This window comes from Acinetobacter sichuanensis (assembly GCF_003024515.2).
In the GTDB taxonomy this organism is placed as follows: domain Bacteria; phylum Pseudomonadota; class Gammaproteobacteria; order Pseudomonadales; family Moraxellaceae; genus Acinetobacter; species Acinetobacter sichuanensis.
Genome location: NZ_PYIX02000056.1, coordinates 1 through 18,095, shown reverse-complemented (window position 1 = coordinate 18,095; position 18,095 = coordinate 1). Strand labels below are relative to the sequence as shown.

The 18,095-nt window shown below is 37.2% G+C and carries 15 protein-coding genes; 11 read left to right on the top strand and 4 right to left on the bottom strand.

Translation table 11 applies throughout. The annotated features are described in order from the left end of the window. Positions 1 to 862, top strand: an 862-nt coding sequence (locus C9E89_RS20005) for a citrate/2-methylcitrate synthase (RefSeq protein WP_107009978.1), incomplete at its 5' end; no start/stop codon positions are given. A 135-nt stretch (positions 863 to 997) separates the two neighbouring features. Here the strand turns inward: C9E89_RS20005 and C9E89_RS20000 are convergent. Further along, entirely contained in the window at positions 998 to 1,921 is a 924-nt protein-coding gene (locus C9E89_RS20000; RefSeq protein ID WP_107009976.1) for an AraC family transcriptional regulator, read from the bottom strand. A 182-nt stretch (positions 1,922 to 2,103) separates the two neighbouring features. Between C9E89_RS20000 and C9E89_RS19995 the strand changes: the two genes are divergently transcribed. Beyond that, a complete protein-coding gene (locus tag C9E89_RS19995; RefSeq protein ID WP_107009975.1) occupies positions 2,104 to 3,321 on the top strand; it encodes an alkane 1-monooxygenase in 1,218 nt (405 codons plus the stop codon). Positions 3,322 to 3,533: 212 nt separating this feature from the next. Continuing rightward, on the top strand, positions 3,534 to 4,478 hold the full coding sequence (locus tag C9E89_RS19990; protein ID WP_107009974.1) for a hypothetical protein: 945 nt from the start codon (positions 3,534 to 3,536) through the stop codon (positions 4,476 to 4,478). Between the two features lie 45 nt (positions 4,479 to 4,523). On the opposite strand, the gene C9E89_RS19985 is transcribed toward C9E89_RS19990, so the two are convergent. Next, positions 4,524 to 6,050: an acetyl-CoA C-acetyltransferase gene (locus C9E89_RS19985; protein WP_107009973.1), complete on the bottom strand. Its 1,527-nt coding sequence runs from the start codon at positions 6,048 to 6,050 to the stop codon at positions 4,524 to 4,526. Between the two features lie 242 nt (positions 6,051 to 6,292). On the opposite strand from C9E89_RS19985, the gene C9E89_RS19980 reads away from it, so the two are divergent. The 4 genes from C9E89_RS19980 (at position 6,293) to dnaX (ending at position 12,324) form a co-directional block, all read left to right on the top strand. Continuing rightward, a complete protein-coding gene (locus C9E89_RS19980; protein WP_107009972.1) occupies positions 6,293 to 7,684 on the top strand; it encodes a 3-oxoacyl-ACP reductase in 1,392 nt (463 codons plus the stop codon). Positions 7,685 to 7,846: 162 nt separating this feature from the next. Then, complete coding sequence (locus C9E89_RS19975) at positions 7,847 to 8,701, top strand: MaoC family dehydratase (RefSeq protein ID WP_107009971.1); 855 nt, start codon at positions 7,847 to 7,849, stop codon at positions 8,699 to 8,701. Between the two features lie 75 nt (positions 8,702 to 8,776). Then, the gene (locus tag C9E89_RS19970; protein WP_107009970.1) at positions 8,777 to 10,030 is read left to right on the top strand and encodes a serine hydrolase domain-containing protein; all 1,254 of its coding nucleotides are present in this window, start codon (positions 8,777 to 8,779) and stop codon (positions 10,028 to 10,030) included. Between the two features lie 128 nt (positions 10,031 to 10,158). Continuing rightward, positions 10,159 to 12,324 (top strand): DNA polymerase III subunit gamma/tau, encoded by a 2,166-nt coding sequence (gene dnaX / locus C9E89_RS19965; RefSeq protein ID WP_107009969.1) that lies wholly within the window; start codon positions 10,159 to 10,161, stop codon positions 12,322 to 12,324. Position 12,325: 1 nt separating this feature from the next. Here the strand turns inward: dnaX and C9E89_RS19960 are convergent, their stop codons facing one another. Together C9E89_RS19960 and C9E89_RS19955 are read right to left on the bottom strand one after the other, a co-directional pair. Next, on the bottom strand, positions 12,326 to 12,760 hold the full coding sequence (locus tag C9E89_RS19960) for an acyl-CoA thioesterase (protein WP_107009977.1): 435 nt from the start codon (positions 12,758 to 12,760) through the stop codon (positions 12,326 to 12,328). 55 nt (positions 12,761 to 12,815) lie between these two features. Continuing rightward, positions 12,816 to 13,973 carry an iron-containing alcohol dehydrogenase gene (locus C9E89_RS19955; protein WP_107009968.1) on the bottom strand — a complete coding sequence of 386 codons (1,158 nt, stop codon included), beginning with the start codon at positions 13,971 to 13,973 and terminating at the stop codon, positions 12,816 to 12,818. Between the two features lie 120 nt (positions 13,974 to 14,093). Here C9E89_RS19955 and C9E89_RS19950 point away from each other — a divergent pair, with 120 nt between their 5' ends. Genes C9E89_RS19950 through C9E89_RS19935 form a run of 4 tightly spaced genes read left to right on the top strand, consistent with a single transcriptional unit; the run spans position 14,094 to position 17,808 of the window. Continuing rightward, complete coding sequence (locus C9E89_RS19950; protein WP_107009967.1) at positions 14,094 to 14,597, top strand: low molecular weight protein-tyrosine-phosphatase; 504 nt, start codon at positions 14,094 to 14,096, stop codon at positions 14,595 to 14,597. A gap of 14 nt (positions 14,598 to 14,611) precedes the next feature. Continuing rightward, the gene (gene murB, locus C9E89_RS19945; RefSeq protein WP_107009966.1) at positions 14,612 to 15,649 is read left to right on the top strand and encodes a UDP-N-acetylmuramate dehydrogenase; all 1,038 of its coding nucleotides are present in this window, start codon (positions 14,612 to 14,614) and stop codon (positions 15,647 to 15,649) included. A 3-nt stretch (positions 15,650 to 15,652) separates the two neighbouring features. After that, entirely contained in the window at positions 15,653 to 16,780 is a 1,128-nt protein-coding gene (locus C9E89_RS19940) for a YdcF family protein (protein WP_107009965.1), read from the top strand. Then, positions 16,780 to 17,808, top strand: a complete 1,029-nt coding sequence (locus C9E89_RS19935; protein ID WP_107009964.1) for an alpha/beta hydrolase — start codon at positions 16,780 to 16,782, stop codon at positions 17,806 to 17,808. Before C9E89_RS19940 ends, C9E89_RS19935 begins: the two co-directional genes overlap by 1 nt. Positions 17,809 to 18,095: the final 287 nt, after the last annotated feature.

Sequence of the window (18,095 nt, the reverse complement as noted above, 5' to 3'; positions counted from 1 at the left end):
GGATTCACACCCAATGGATGTGATGCGTACAGGTGTTTCAATGCTCGGTAACATCGAAACGGAAAAATCATTTGACGAACAGCAAGATGTTGCAGACCGTATACTTGCAACATTACCTGCCATCATTTGCTACTGGTACCGTTTCAGCCATGATGGCGTACGCATCGAAGAAAACACAGATGATGATTCAATCGGCGCTCAATTCTTGCATTTACTTCGTGGTGAAAAACCAAATGAATTGCATGAACAAGTGATGAATGTATCTTTGATTCTTTATGCTGAGCATGAGTTCAACGCATCGACATTCACAGCGCGTGTATGTGCATCGACACTGTCAGATATGCATTCATGTATCACAGGTGCGATTGGTTCACTGCGTGGTCCATTACACGGTGGTGCAAATGAAGCGGCAATGGAAATGATCGAAAACTGGACTTCACCTGAAGAAGCTGAACGTGAAATGCTAGGTAAACTTGAGCGTAAAGAAAAGATCATGGGCTTTGGTCATGCGATCTATAAAGACAATGATCCACGTAATGGCATCATCAAGATTTGGTCTGAGAAATTAGCGAAAGATGTAGGTGATACGGTACTTTATCCAGTTTCAGTACGTTGTGAAGAAGTGATGTGGCGTGAGAAGAAATTATTCTGTAACGCAGATTTCTTCCATGCATCTGCTTATCACTTCATGGACATCGCAACCAAATTATTTACACCAATCTTCGTGATGAGCCGTGTAACAGGTTGGGCTGCGCATGTCATGGAGCAGCGTGCAGACAACCGTATTATTCGTCCAAGTGCGGATTATACGGGTCCTGAACTGCGTAAAGTTGTGCCAATCGCTGAGCGTTCTGCTGCATAATTGCTATAAAATCTAGAATTTAACAACATAGATAGAGCCCCATTTTGGGGCTCTATTTTTATGTTAACGGAGAGGAAATACTCGTTTTTATGATTATGAAAATAGCCTAAGTATTTTTTTTGATTTATAGTGATTTTAATTGACATGATTGCGATATTGACTCGGACTGATTTCAAATTGTTTTTTAAAGGCTTGGCTGAATGCCGTTTCTGACGAATAGCCGACTTGATGGGCAATTTGCTGTACGCTAAGTTGACCTTGTTTTAATAGTTGACTTGCAAGGCGCAAACGATGCTGTTGTAAATAAGCCAGTGGTGTTTCACCCACCACCTGATTAAATAAATTAGCAAATTTTGAACGTGACATACAACATTGTTCAGCTAAGCTTTCAACCGTCCATGCCATATGAGGTTGACTGTGAATGACAGCTAAGGCATTTGATAGTTCAGGGTGAATTAAAGCATTTAACCAATTATTTTGATCTTGTAGTTGCTCAATATAGTCACGTACACATTCAATCATCATAATGCTCACGAGATGATCCATAATCTTATTCTTGCCTGCTAAAGTCCGTTGTGTATCTGAGGCAACAAAATATAAGCCAATACGTAACCATTCTGGGGCAGTATCACTCAATGCATTTTGTATATGAATATACGGTGGTAGTGCATTGACTAGAGGGCGTGCCATGATGGCATTGAGATGACAACGCACTGACAAAATTAAAGTTTTTTCAGAATCACCTTGACCAAACTCAATTGCATCTAGTCTTAAGCCATCAAATAATGGTGCAATATTTAAAGACTCAATAAAAGTATGATCAAGTTGATTAGCAACAGAATGTTCTAAACCTGCAGGGATTAAAATCATATCTCCTGTATGCAGCGTGATATTTAAATTTTTTGAAAATTGTAGTTGTGCCTCGCCATATAAAACAATGTGTGCGATCACAGCATCTTGTGCAATGCTTTTAAATGCCCAATTCCCTTGAGCTTGTAAATAGAGATATTCTGAATGATTAAGATGAATATCATCAAAAATTTTACTAAGTGCGTCCATAAAAAATAATAATTTAAATGACAAGAATAAATATGAGGTCGATATTAAAACATGTGCGTAGAGGACAATCTCTAGCTTAAACAAGCCAAAGACTTTTTCATAGCTTTTTTGGACGCTTACAACTGTTTTGTCTAGCTTAATTCCGTAAATATAGCGATAAGAAATATAAGGAAGAATTTGTTATGAATGCACCCGTATCATTTAGTGAACAGCAATTACAGGAAGTATCCAGTAAATCTGTACGACAGCTCGACAGTAAGCGCTATTTATGGGCAATTAGTCCTGCATTACCTGTGATTGGTATTGGGATTTTGGCAGGCTATCAATTTGCACCTAAGCCATTGAAAAAGCTTTTTGCTTTAGGTGGTCCAATCGTTTTACATATCATCATTCCAACAATTGATACGATTGTCGGTAAAGATAATCATAACCCTTCAGTTGAAGATATTAAATTACTTGAACAAGATCCTTATTATTCACGATTAGTTAAAACTTTTATTCCTCTGCAATATGTTGCCAATATTTATGCATGTTATTTAACGAGTCGTAAAACAACTTCTTTTGTTGATAAAATTTTATTAGGTATTTCAATGGGTGCAATTAATGGTATTGCAGTGAATACCGCACATGAGTTGAGCCATAAATCGAATCGTATTGACCATATTTTGTCACACTTAGCACTTGTACCTACAGGTTATAATCATTTTCGTGTTGAACACCCATATGGTCATCACAAACGCGCTGCAACACCTGAAGACCCAGCATCATCCAAAATGGGCGAAACTTTTTATGAGTTTTTACCTCGTACAGTCGTTGGTTCATTTAAATCTGCGATTGAAATTGAAAAAAACCGCTTAAAACGTAAAGGCTTAGCATTTTGGTCTAAGGAGAATGAGCTTTTACAAGGTTGGGGGATGAGTGCAGCTTTTCATGCTTCAATGCTGAAATTATTTGGAATATCAACGCTTCCTTATTTATTGACGCAATCGGCGTATGGTATTAGCTTATTTGAAATTATTAATTATATTGAACACTATGGTTTACTGCGTCAGAAAGATGAAAATGGTAAATATGAACGTACCATGCCTGAACATAGTTGGAATAATAACAATATTGTGACCAATCTATTTTTATATCAATTACAACGTCATTCAGATCATCACGCATATCCAACACGTCCATTCCAAGCTTTGCGTCATTTTGACGAAGCACCTGAGTTGCCAAGTGGTTATGCAAGTATGTTATTGCCTGCATTGATTCCGTCTTTATGGTTTAAAATTATGGATCAGCGTGTATTTGATCACTATAACGGTGATTTAAATAAAGCCAATATTTATCCGAAACGTCGTGCAAAGTTATTTAAAAAGTTTGGCGTGATTGATAAATTATTGAATAAATAGTGCCGTATTTTTGAATATTAAAGAGACCTATATTGTAGGTCTCTTTTTTATTGGGTGGATGATTGTTTTTAATTAAAATAACAATTTTGTTAAGACTGACGATATAATGAATGACTATTTTAGAATATAAAATTCATATAAAGCTCTGAAAATATTAAAAGAAAATAGAGTATTTAACTCATGCGTTAATTTAAAAAAATTATGGGGATAAAATGAATAAAACACTTTTAATCATCATTGGGATTGGTGTCAGCATTGTCGCTGTGCGATGTGCAAGTACCTATCATGATCTGGGGACATTACCTGAAGGCTGTATTTCCCCCATTAAGCATGATCCTGAATTTACAATTCCCATGGGCCCTTATGGTTTGCCCTATCGTGTGGGAAATTTAGGGGGTAAACCCGTGATGTTGGGAGAAGAGTTCGATATGGCTGAATATTGTGATGACCCGACCATGACAGGTGAAAAAGGTTGGAAACCCTATGAACGTCAAAAACATAATTTTGACTCTGGATTAACCAGTTTTTACTGGGATTTTAAATATACCACAGGTCTGATCTTGGTGACTTATAGGGAAGCGCCTCGGCAAAGTAAACAAGAATATGAAGCTGAAAAAGACAGGTCTGATAGTCAATGGGTTACTACTGCAGTACTTGCAGGCGTACGTTACCCTGAAGTTGGTATACACAAAAATTTCTTAAATTACACTCTTATTGATATAGATAAGAAATATCTAAAATTTAAAGAAGATCATAACTATTTAAGTACGGTAGTTCCTACTTCTAAACAAATCTTTGGTTTAGATGAATATGTTGCCCATCCTGAATGGGTCAAACATTGGAAATATCAAGATACCTTTGACATCTATGTAGAAAAGAATAATCAGGGCAGAGTGATGACCATGATTATGTGCGATAACGCACCACCAAACAGCACATTACGTCCTAAATGTGAAATGAAATGGTCACTTGAACCCTATATGGACAAAGTCGCTTTACAGGCTCGCTTTTTACGAGTGCATTTAAAAGACTGGCAAATCATTCAACAACAATCGGAAAAAATTCTAAAAAGCACAGTGGTCGATCCTAAAAGCTTTAAATTTATCCATCCATATCATCAGCAAACAGTCAAAGAAAAAAAATCCCCACAAGATTGATCTTGTGGGGATTCACATATTAGGGTTTATTTCAAAAGTAGAAGATTATTTCTCTACAATTGCTGTCACACCTTGACCGCCCGCAGCACAGATTGACACTAAAATCTTACCTGAACCTTTTTGGTTCAAGATTTTTGCAGCAGTTGCCAAAATACGACCACCTGTTGCAGCAAATGGGTGACCCGCAGCAAGTGAAGAACCATTGATATTGAGTTTAGCCATATCAATTGAACCTAAAGGTGCATCTAGACCTAAACGTTCTTTACAGAATTTCGGATCTTCCCAAGCTTTTAATGTAGATAACACTTGTGATGCAAATGCTTCATGGATTTCATAATAATCAAAATCTTGAAGTTTCATATTTGCACGTTCAAGCATACGAGGAACTGCATAAGCAGGTGCCATGAGTAAGCCTTCTTTTTTACCCACAAAGTCAACTGCTGCAGTTTCTGAGAATGATAAATAAGCAAGTACTTCATGACCATTGGCTTTTGCCCATTCTTCAGATGCGAGTAACACCACAGAAGCACCATCTGTTAATGGCGTAGAGTTACCTGCAGTCATCGTTGCATTTTCGCCTTTACCAAAAGCAGGCTTTAATTTTGCAAGTTTTTCTACAGAAGAATCAGCACGTAAGTTGTTGTCACGCTCAAGACCCATAAATGGTGTCATTAAGTCATCAAAGAAACCATCTTCGTAAGCTTTTGCCATTTTTTGATGTGAAGATGCAGCAAGCTGATCTTGTGCTTCACGAGAAATACCCCATTCAAGCGCAGTAATTGCTTGATGATCACCCATAGATAAACCTGTGCGTGGCTCACCATTTTTAGGTGCATCTAATAAATCTTTTATGTTGATTTTTGTTAATGCTTTTAGACGATCTTTACCCGTTTTTGCAATATTCAACTCAAGTAAAGCTTTACGTAAACCATCACCAAATGCAATTGGTGCATCAGAAGTTGTATCTACACCACCTGCGATTCCCACTTCAATTTGACCTAAAGCAATTTTATTGGCAACAGCAAAAGCAGCTTGTAAACCTGTGCCACACGCTTGTTGTAAATCATAAGCAGGTGTTTCTGGTGCAAGTTGTGTATTTAATACACATTCACGAGTCATGTTAAAGTCACGGCTGTGTTTAAGGACTGCACCAGCAACAACTTCACCTAAACGTTGATCTTGTAATTTATAACGCTCAACTAAACCATTGAGTGCAGCAGTTAACATGTCAATGTTGGTTGCTTTAAAATAAGCACCATTTGAACGTGCAAATGGAATACGGTTGCCACCAAGAATTGCAACACGGCGAATAGTATTTTGACTCATGATTTTTCCCTGTGAAACAGATGTTTGCGTCGATGGAGATGTTGCTGGATCAGCTTTTTGTGTTGTAGAAGCAGTGTTTTTACGAGCAGCAGTACTTGCTGTACGACGTGGTTTACTGTTGCTATTGTTTGAACGAGCAGCAGTACCAGTGCCTTTACTTGAACGAGTACTCGGCTTTGATGTATTTGACACTTCTTCCGCAGTAGAATTTTGAACTGTTGGATTTTCTTGAGTTGTTTTGCTCATAAGGCTTTTCCAAGCATGTGGCTAATCTTCTTGATCTTAACATTACCATAATTGAAGAAGTGCGGAATTGACTAAAATGACATTTGCCAAAGCATTCAGGTCAAGACATGAAGTCTTTAACTCAAGTATTATTTAACTGAAACATAATAAGTCTATTAAAATATAAGTATCTGACATTAAACTTGAAGTTAATAGATACCTACAGACTTATTAAAAAATTTATTTACTGAGAGATTATTACCATGACTGATCAATACCAAGCATTTTCTAAATCCCCAATTGGTAAATTTGTCATCAAAAATTTAGGTTTACCATCACCTATTTCTTTGGATCGTTTTGAATCAGCAACACCTGTTATCAAAGGTGCAGTGTTGTTAGGTGCTGCGCCAAATAGCATATTTTCAAGTGAAATTGCGCAAGTATTAAGTAATATTCATGCAAATAGTTATGTGGGTAATAATGTTGAGCTACAGCAAGAAGCTGCAAAAGTGGGTTTGACTGTTGGTGCGTTTAACGAAGGCGATAAAGAGTCTAAATTTAAAGCGGTTGTTTTTGATGCTTCAGGTATTCAAAACTCAGAAGAATTACATGAACTACACAAGTTCTTTAATCCAATCGCACGTCAAATTCAAAACTCAGGTCGTGTGATCGTGATCGGTTTAACACCAGAATCTGCACCTACAGTGAAACAAGCAATCGCTCAACGTGCTTTGGAAGGTTTTGTAAAAGCAGTAGGTAAAGAATTTAAAAAAGGAATCGCTGCGGATTTAATTCTTGTTGATGCTGATGCGGCACAAAATTTAGAATCTTCATTACGTTTCTTGATTTCACCACGTTCTGCTTATGTTTCTGGTCAAGTGATCCATGTTTCAAATGCAAAAGTGATTGATGTAGATTGGGCAAAACCACTTGCAGGTAAAACAGCGTTGGTAACAGGTGCAAGCCGTGGTATCGGTGAAGCAATTGCTCATGTACTTGCACGTGATGGTGCACATGTAATTTGTTTAGATGTACCACAACAACAAGCAGATTTAGATCGTGTTGCAAGTGAAATTGGTGGGTCAACATTAGCCATTGATATTACAGCAGCCGATGCAGGTGAAAAAATTAAAGCGGCTGCGGCTGCACAAGGTGGTTTAGATGTGATCGTGCATAATGCAGGGGTTACACGTGACAAAACTTTGGCAAATATGAAACCTGAAATGTGGGATCTTGTAATTAACATTAACTTGTCTGCGGCTGAGCGTATCAATGACTATTTATTGGCAAATAAAGGTCTAAATGCCAATGGTCGTATAGTATGTGTTTCTTCGATTTCAGGTATTGCAGGTAATTTAGGTCAAACTAACTATGCAGCGTCTAAAGCAGGTGTGATTGGTTTGGTCAAATTTACTGCACCAATTTTAAAAGATGGCATTACCATTAATGCTGTTGCGCCTGGTTTTATTGAAACGCAAATGACGGCTGCAATTCCATTTGCAATTCGTGAAGCAGGTCGTCGTATGAACTCGATGAGCCAAGGTGGTCAACCTGTCGATGTTGCTGAAACAATTGCACTCTTTGCTGCAACAGCTTCTACAGGTTTAAATGGTAATATTGTTCGTGTATGCGGTCAAAGCTTGTTAGGTGCTTAATAACGAGCCTCTAAATTTCCTCTCCTGATCTTTAAAGGAGAGGATTAGGCAGAGGTAGAGTTATATAAATTACAAATGAGATAGTTTTGCCCCTTATCCCAGCCTTCTTTCTAAGGGAGACGGGGTTTTAAATATCGAAATAAAACATTTCAAAGGTCTAGTATGAATACTCGCCATTTTAGTCAACTGCCAAAACCTTATGTTGCTTATGCAAAAGTTGTACAAGGTTTAATCATTAAAAAGCCGAAAGGTGAAAAAGTGCTACCACAAGTTGAATATGTGGTGGATTCTTTACAAGTCGACCAACAACATTTAAGAGCGTATAACGAAGTCTGTGGCTTTAAAAATAATGGTTATATTCCAGCGATTTATTTGGCTGTATTGTCACAAAGTTTGCAAATGCATATGATGACAACAGAAGCATTTCCATTTGCAATTTTAGGTTTGGTACATATCCGTAACCAAATTAAACAGACACGTAAAATTGGTGTGAATGAAAAGATCACGTTGTCATGTCAGTTTGGTGAAGTACAGCCACATGATAAAGGTCTACAATTTGATTTTATTACCACTGCAAAAGTGGGTAATGAAGTGGTTATGGAAGGGTTAACCACTTATTTAGCACGCCAAAAGACCAATACAACCGCAGCAGAAAAAGCGAAAGAAAGTCAAACACCTGACTATCAATTACAAACAGTATGGAATGTTTCAGAAAACACAGGGCGTCGCTATGCAAAAACGTCAGGTGACTTTAACCTGATTCATATTCATGCATTGACGGCGAAAGCTTTTGGTTTTAAACAAGCGATTGCACATGGTATGTGGAGCAAAGCACGTGCATTGGCGAGTTTAACTTTGCCAGAAGCTTATGAAGCTGATGTGTATTTTAAACTTCCAATGTTCTTACCTTCAAAGGTTGAGTTTTTGACAGCGACAAAAGGGGCAGCGACTGATTTTCTGATTCGAAATGAAAAATCGCATAAACCACATGTGACAGGTGTAGTCAAAGCACAATAAAATCAAATAAGATAGAAGCCTAAGTCGAGATGATTTAGGCTTTTTTTAGAGCGGTATAAAAATAAGGGTAGGGAAATGAGTGCGATCAAGGAAATTTTATTTGCAGATAAGAATAACTTTCATGGATATGTTGATGAGAGATTTGCAGATTTAGCAAAACAATTCAGTCGGTTACAAGATGGACGTACTCAATATGGTGGTGCAGCATTAACGGTTTATTTTCAAGGTCAAAAAGTTGTAGATATCTTTACAGGTAAAAAATCAGAAACTGAAAATTGGAAAGAAGATACATTATCTGTTTGTTATTCAACAGGAAAGGGTGTTTTAGCCACATTAGCACATATTTTGGTGAGTGAAGGTTTGTTAGATTATGATACACCTATCACGCAATATTGGTCTGAATTTGGTCAAAATGGTAAAGCGCATATGACGCTACGTCATATTTTAAGTCATCAAAGTGGTTTGTTTGATATTCGCAACATGATTGGGCAAGCAAAAGAGATGGCAGACTGGCAACATATGTTAAAAGTGATGGAGCAAGCAACGCCGCGTTTTCAGATAGGAAGTGATATTGCTTATCAAGCTTTAACGTTTGGTTGGCTCGTGGGTGGCGTGTTGGAAAAAGCCACAGGACAGCCTTTAAAATGGTTAATGCAAAGGTATTTAGTTGATCCTTTAGAGCTTGAAGGTGCTTATTTTGGTGTACCTGCTTTAGAGTTGCAGCAAGTTGCTCGCTTAATTACAAAGCCCAAAAAAGTAGAAACTCAATCATCATCACAGAATAAGAAAAAACATAAAACATCCTTTTCCGATAAGTTGGTTGAATTGAGTGGGCAAAATCCGCAAGATTTTCTAGATGCAATGGTGCCCAAAGGTATGCGCGATTTTAGCTTTTTTAGTGATGAAGGTTTACAGGCTGTTATTCCTGCTGCGAATGGTGTATTTACTGCAAATAGTTTGGCTAAAATATATGCGATGTTAGCCAATCAAGGTGTTTGGAATGATCAAACCCTGATTAAACCTGAAGTTTTTAAAGAATTAAGTACGATTCAATCCATCAAACGTGATCGTGTTATGCCGATCCCAATGAAGTGGCGTTTGGGGTACCATCGTGTCATTACCATGGGTAAACGTGCGAAAAAAGGCTTCGGACATATGGGATATAATGGCTCGGGTGCTTGGTGTGATCCACAGCGAGGGCTCAGTTTTGCTTATACGCATAACTTTCAAATTGGTTCAATCACAGGGGATTATCGTTTGTGGGGGTTGACTCAAGAAGCTTTACGTTGTGCCGATGCTGAACTGAAAGGCAGTAAAGGGTGGTTTTAACATCCTTGGCGTTTATTTTATTGATCATAAGATTGTTAGATATTTCAGCGATTACCATCTTCAAAGACATTCTTCATTCACTAATCCAGAAAAAAACAGTATCCTTAACGCTGTAATGAGGAGCTTCCATGTATCAGGTACTTGCACGTAAATATCGCCCACGAAATTTTAATGAATTGGTTGGACAAAATCACGTTTCACGTGCATTAACCAGTGCATTGGATCGGGGTCGTTTACATCATGCCTACTTGTTTACGGGAACGCGAGGCGTGGGGAAAACCACCATTGCTCGTATTCTGGCAAAATGCCTGAACTGCGAAACGGGTGTAACGTCTACGCCATGTGAAGTTTGTGCGACCTGTAAAGCAGTCAATGAAGGTCGTTTTATTGACCTGATTGAAATTGATGCGGCGTCACGTACCAAAGTTGAAGATACGCGTGAATTATTGGATAACGTTCCCTATGCACCGACACAAGGGCGTTTCAAGGTCTATCTGATCGATGAAGTGCATATGTTGTCTACGCATTCTTTTAATGCTTTATTGAAAACATTGGAAGAACCGCCTGCACATGTCAAATTTTTATTTGCCACAACAGATCCACAAAAGCTCCCGATTACGGTGATTTCGCGTTGTTTGCAATTCACATTGCGCCCTTTGGCAGTAGATGAAATTACCCATCATTTAACGGATATTTTAGCCAAAGAAAGCATTCAGTCTGAACAGGATGCAATTTGGCAAATTGCTGAGTCGGCACAGGGCTCCTTACGTGATGCATTGTCTTTGACCGATCAAGCGATTGCCTATGGTCAAGGTGCGATTCATCATCAGGATGTCAAAGAAATGCTAGGGTTGATTGATCGAACCATTATCTATGATTTGATTCTGGCGATTCATCAAAATCAGCGTGAGCGTGTCAGCCAGCTTTTATTGCAATTTAGACAGCAAGCTTTGGATGTCTCTTTGGTTTTAGATCAATTTATTTCAACATTACATGAATTGGCAATGTTGCAATATCTGCCTGATTTAAGCCTGAAATATAGTGCTGAGATTAATAAAAAAATCATGACATTATCGCAATTGGTTTCTGCACAGGACATCCAGTTGTATTATCAGATTGCCTGTAAGGGACGTGCAGATCTGCAATTAGCAGTGACGCAGGAACAAGGCTTCGAAATGACGGTCTTGCGTTTATTGGCATTCCGTCCTTTGCAAGCCAATGAAATTGTGGTTTCAGAGCCAAGAACTGTTCAGTCGTCTTTAGTCACGGCACAACCGATTGAATCTCATCCCATCATTGAACAGGGTTCTGAACCTGAAACAAAACCTGATATTCAAGAACAGCATAACTTTGAACAAAATCATTTTGTTGAACATGTTGATGATCATCAAGTTCAGACAGCGAGTATACTTTCACACATTGGGCATTCACCTGAAAGTATTGCATCTGTCGCTGAACAGCTTGAGCGTGTTGCACCAATATCGACAAGTGAAATGCCAAATACGCAAGATTTAGCAACTATTGCAGAATCTGAAAACATAGAGCAGGCTCAGGACTTAAATATTGGCATTGAATCTGAAACATCTTTAGTACAACAGACTGGAAATATTGAAGCAGTCAATGAAACTCAAGGTTTACAGGATACAGATGAACTCGCTTTAACTTCATTTGGTGCAGATTTTGCGGAAAAAACGGTGATCAGCAACACTGCTGCAACTGAAGACGTTTTCTTCCTTGCCACAGAAATGGACGAAGAAAAACCTGTAGTACAGTTGCATGAAGTGCTTGATGTTGGGACTGAATCCATCACCAAAACTCAGCCTCAAAATCAAGTTACCGTCGAGATTGAACAATATAAAAATCATTCACAGCAAATGCCACAAGATATTTTACAGCTTGCGCCACAGCAACTTGAAGGTGAATGGGATGTCAATAAATGGGAATACTGGTTTAGAAATAGTGATTTGTCACCTGCTGTACAGGAGTTGGCACAACATGGTTTGATGATTGGAATGATTAACGGTCATTCTACGTTTCAAATTTCCAAGCAATATGAAAATTTATTAAATCAAACTCAACATGCGCTAGAGTCATCACTTAAACAACAATGGTCGAGTACTGTGTTTAATGTGCAATATGGTGAGGTCGAAAGTACCACACCATTTCATATGCAAAATGAACGCAAAATTCGAGCATATCAGCGCGCTGAACAAATGTTACATGCTGAGCCTGCAATCAAAAGCTTATTGCAAGCTTTTGAGGGTGAGTTGCAAAATATTCAATTGAAAGTTTAGGTTATTTAATTAAATAATCCTGTAAAGCATCTCGCATTTCATGTGGAATCGGGGTGCTTTTTTTCGTTTCACGCTCAACGAATACATGTACAAAGTGACCTTGTGCAGATGCTTGATTTTGCCCTTGTTTAAAAATGGCTAAATCATAAGTCAATGAAGAATTACCAATTTTAGAGATTGCCACCCCGACTTCAATGACTTCTGGATAGGTTAATTCTTGTAAAAAATCACAAGCTGAATTGACAACTAAACCAATAATGGGGGACTGGTGAATATCAAAACCTATTTTTTGAATCAAGAGTGCATTGGCTGCGGTATCAAAATAACTATAGTAAGTGACATTGTTGACATGCCCATAAATGTCATTATCAGCCCATCGGGTTTGAATGGGAAATAAAAAACAATATTGAGTGCGAGTTCTAACTTCTGGTTTCATATTTTTCATCTAATTTAATTAATAATGAATGGGTAAATCATTTATAAATAATCACTTAATAAATTTCTTGGTAAATTTTTAAAGCGTGCGATTTAGTCATCTCTCTTGGATTATTTTGCAATAAGCGTGTTTGTAACATGGCATCTTCAGCCAAGCGATCTAACATATTTTCAGGGATATTGAGCTGATTGAGTTTTAAGGTTAAACCACTGCTGTCTAAATGACGTTGCATATGGTCAATAAATAAATCACATAAACCTTCTGTGCTACCTTTACTATAAGGATCTAGATATTGCATTAACTCAGCATAGAGTTGCTTGGCATGTGGAGCATTAAACTTTAAAACCTCTAATAAAACTAAGGCATTGGTATGTCCATGGGATAAATGAAAATGTCCGCCGAGTGGATAAGCCAAAGCATGTACAGCCCCCACAGGCGCATTGGCAAATGCCTGACCTGCAAGCATAGAACCCAATAACATATTTTGTCGTGCTTCTAAGTTTGAACCATCTTTTAATACTAAAGGTAAATTTTTATTTAACAGCTTCAAGGCTTGTTTAGCGAGCATATCTGCATAAAAATTCTTTTTAATTTTAGAGGTATAGGCTTCAATCGCATGTACCATAGCATCAATACCCGTTGCCGCAGTAATGTGTGCGGGTAAACCGACTGTAAAATTGGCATCCAAAATTGCAACATCTGCATATAAAATAGGTGCCACAATACCTGTTTTGGTGGTTTCTCCAGTCGTCACAATCGAGATTGGGGTGACTTCGGAGCCTGTACCCGCCGTTGTTGGCACTAAAATTAAAGGTAAACGAGGTGCCTGTGCGTTATTTACACCATATAAGTCTTGAATATTTTGTTGTTGTTGTGGGTCTGCTAAAATCGCAATGACTTTCGCAACATCCATTGAGCTGCCACCACCAAATCCGATGATGACATCAACCTGTTCACGTTTTGCATAACTGACCGCATCTAAAATAATATGTTCAGCAGGGTCGGCTTGTACATCTGAATAAATCACATAATCTAAGTTTAATTGTTCAAGGATGTCTAAAATTGGACGATGCAAATCATGTTGAATCATGCCTGCATCCGTAACGAGTAAGAGTTTTTTATAATTTTTTTTTGTTAAAATGTTACGTAATTCTTGAATTGAGCCTAAACCTGAAATGATATTGGCAACAGTTTGAAATTGAAAATGACGCATATGTATTATCCTTAATCTATCATCATAAAATAAACATTATTGTTTTGTCGTACTATGGGATTCATTCGTTAAATAACTTAACATAAGCCCTGAAAAAATAAATGATCAATTGAGGTTGTTATGTCATCCAAAACGCCATACAAGGTGTTATGTGTGTGTTTAGGAACTATTTGCCGTTCTCCAACTGCTGAGGTTGTGTTGCGACATTATTGTGATGAGCATCAACTCAATATTCAGGTTGATTCAGCAGGAACAAGCAATTATCACCCCAATAAAGCACCTGATGAACGTAGCCAAAAACATGCTAAAGCACGCGGCTATGATTTATCTGCATTACGCGCACGTCAGTTGCAACTAAATGATTTTTATGAATTTGATTTGATTTTAGCAATGGATTTGGAAAACTTAAAAAATATCTTAAATTTAAAGCATCAAGCTGAGCAAAATACGCAAGGACATAAAATTCGTGCTTCAGTTGCACTCATGAGTGAACATGATCCGAACTATCTGCAACAAGCACTACCAGATCCTTATTATGGGGATGCAGAAGGTTTTGAGCGTGTGCTTGATCAGTGTGAATCAAGTAGCCAAGCATGGATTGAACATTTTAAACGTCAAGCGTAACACTAAGGTTTTGTATGAATATTCAAAAAAACGTTTCTCTAAAAGAATTTAATACATTACGTTTAGATGCACTGGCTTCAAATTATGTGAAAGTTCAATCAAAAAAAGCATTGATTGAAGCGCTTGCTTATGCACAAACACAACATTTAAATGTTCTCATTCTTTCGGGTGGGAGCAATATGTTGCTGCCTCAAAATATTCATGCACTTGTCATGCATATGGAGATTCAAGGCATTGAGTTTTTATCTGAAGATGATCATACACAAACATTAAAAGTTGGTGCGGGGCAGGTTTGGCATGATTTCGTTTTATGGACGACCACGCAAAAGCTATACGGTTTACAAAATCTTGCTTTAATTCCGGGGCTTGTAGGCGCTGCACCTGTACAAAATATTGGTGCTTATGGTGTGGAAGTTGGCGAATTTATTGAATATGTTGAAGTTTATGATCGTCAGCAGCAACAGTTTAAATTGATTGCTGCAGAGGATTGTGATTTTTCTTATCGTCACAGTATTTTTAAAGATAATCCAAATCGCTATATTATTGTGAGTGTTATTTTTAAATTATTAAAACAAGCCGATTTAAAAATCAATTATGGCGATTTGAAAGCAGCAATGCAGGATGATATTTCTGCAGAAAATTTACAAAAACAGGTGATTCATATTCGTCAAAGTAAATTACCCGACCCTAAAGAATTTCCAAATGTGGGCAGTTTTTTTAAAAATCCAATCATTACACAAGCAGATTTACAACAAATATGTGTGGAATTTCCAAATATCCCACATTATCCTCAAACAAATGAGAAGGTTAAGATTGCTGCGGGTTGGTTGATTGATCAAACAGGTTGGAAAGGCAGAAAACTGCACCAAGTCGGTATGTTTGAAAAACAGGCTTTGGTTTTGGTCAACTATGCACATGCAACATTAACTGATGTACAAGCGACGTATCGTGCAGTACAGCAGGATGTTTACAATAAATTTAATGTGTTACTGGAGCCAGAACCTGTATTGTTTAATGAATTAGGTCTCATTCAGCCACATATAAGCGAGTAAAAAATGAAGAAACAGCATTGGATGATCAAAACAGTACGGAGGATTGCAATCCTTTTTGTACTTTTTGCTTGTCTAATGGTGTTTTGGTATACACCATTTTATTCTAATTTAATGGTGAAATTACTCAATACTTTTGTACCAGTAGAAGTCAACCAAATTGCTGCCCAAAGTCAGCAAAATGCAGCACTTTCAGAATCCGAAAATTTAGAACCAGGTTCAAATTTATGGATTGCAAGACAAGCGTATTTAAAGTTAATGGAAACAGAAATCCGAGATAAAGATGCTCAAAATTTGATGCTTTTACAATTAAGATATAAAGTATTGCAAGAGGAAATTATTAAAAAACAAAAAGAAAATAAAGATGAAAAAGATAAACCTACAATTCCATTAATTGTAGAACACTCTGCATCAGCAACAATAGATGATTCATCAAGTACAACAGTAAAAGCTTTACTTGATTTAAATAATGAAAGTAATAAAGCTTTAATGGATCAATACATAAAATTTTTAAAAACACATCATGTTCAAGAGGAAACGGTTCACAGTGAATTGGCGAGTTCAGCAGTTCAAGCAGATATTGAAAGTTTACAAAATCAGGACACTGTGAAAAGTAAAGTCACCAATCAACCTTATGCTATCGTTGTTTTAGGTGGCGGATTAACACTAGATAAAAACCAAAAAGACATTGTTGTAAATGCTTATACTCGCGTAAGGTTAGAAAAAACCATAGAAGTTGAAAAGAAAACAAAATTACCTATTGTATTAAGTGGTGTTGAGTCTCCTTATATGCAAGCATGGTTAAAAGAACGTGGTGTAGATGCAAATTTACTTGAAAATCGTAGTATGAATACATGTGAAAATACTCGCTTTAGCTCACTACTTTTACAGAAAAAAGGAGGAGCACCTACAGTATTACTGATTACAGATCGTTATCATATGCCAAGAACAAGAAGGCTCTTTGCCTTAAATGGTATTGAAACTATTCCAATCGAAGCACCTATGCCAACACCTTTAACAGAATGGCAACCCAGTAAACAAAATTATAATCATAGCCGACGTGCAAATTATGAAACATTAGCTGCTATTCGTGATGTTCTATTTGGATCAAGTGGCTGTCGTGAGGTTCCCTAATGTCAGATATTCCATTTTTAAATCCGACAATTTTAAAACAACTCGATTTACCTATTCCAGATCGCGAAAAAACACCCCGATTATTAGAAGCTTTAAATCTGAATAAGCCTTATGAGCCTTCAAGAGAAATACAAGCTTATCGACGCTTGTATGGTTTAGATCAATTGATTGGTCAACATTGGCAAGGTTTTATTTGTATGCCTTTATTTAAATTGCATATTCAAGTATTTCAGCCAAATGTTGATAAAATCAAAGGTACAGTTTTTTTATTACATGGTTATCTTGAACATAGTGGTATTTACCAACCTATTATTCGCGAAATTTTAGAACAAGGTTTTAGCATTCTTACTTATGATTTACCTGGACACGGTCTAAGTAGTGGTTCACCTGCCAATATTGAAAATTTTGACCATTATCAGCAAGTATTACATGCTGTATATCAATATGTTAAAAATGCAGACCAACTTCCTAAACCGTGGGTAGGTATTGGACAAAGTACAGGTGCAGCAATTTTAATGCATCATTTACTTGAATATGCACAGCGCCGCGAAAACCCAATTGTTGAACGTGTTTTATTATTATCACCACTTATTCGCCCAGCAAAATCAGCATGGTGGCATAACTCAGTCGGGCTAGGTATTATTCGTAGAATTAAGCGCGAAGTTCCTAGACACTTTAGACGTAATAATCACAATCCTGAATTTTTAAGATTTGTACGTTTAAAAGATCCTTTACAACCACGTATGATGGGAATGGATTGGATTTTAGCTATGTCTAAATGGATGCAAGAAATGGAAAATCGTCCTGCGTGTCGTATTCCAGTTTGGCTTGCCCAAGGCGCGCAAGATCAAACAGTAGACTGGCGCTATAATATCGAGTTTATTCGTCATAAATTTCGATTACAGACTTTGCTCATGTTAGAAGAGGGTTCGCATCAACTTATTAATGAACGTGCTGATATTCGTGCAGCTTTAACTGGATTAATTCCTGCTTTTTTACATGCGAATTCTGTTGGTTCATATTACTAAATCTCATTTTAAAAAATAAATTCGCATTTATAAGTCTAAAAATGCAGTAAATTTACTCAAAATGACTAAAAAAAGATCACTTGATAAATAAAAATAAAAAACTTAAAAAAAAGGGGTTGCGTCTAATGTGAAATGCTGTAGAATGCACATCCATCGGCGGTGATGAAGATTAAAACTTCTGATAAAACAATGACTTGGTTGAATTGATTGAGTTGGGTTTTAGAAAGAAGGGTTAAAAATAATTTTCATTATTAGTTGACTTTCTAGAGATAGAGAGTAATATAGCT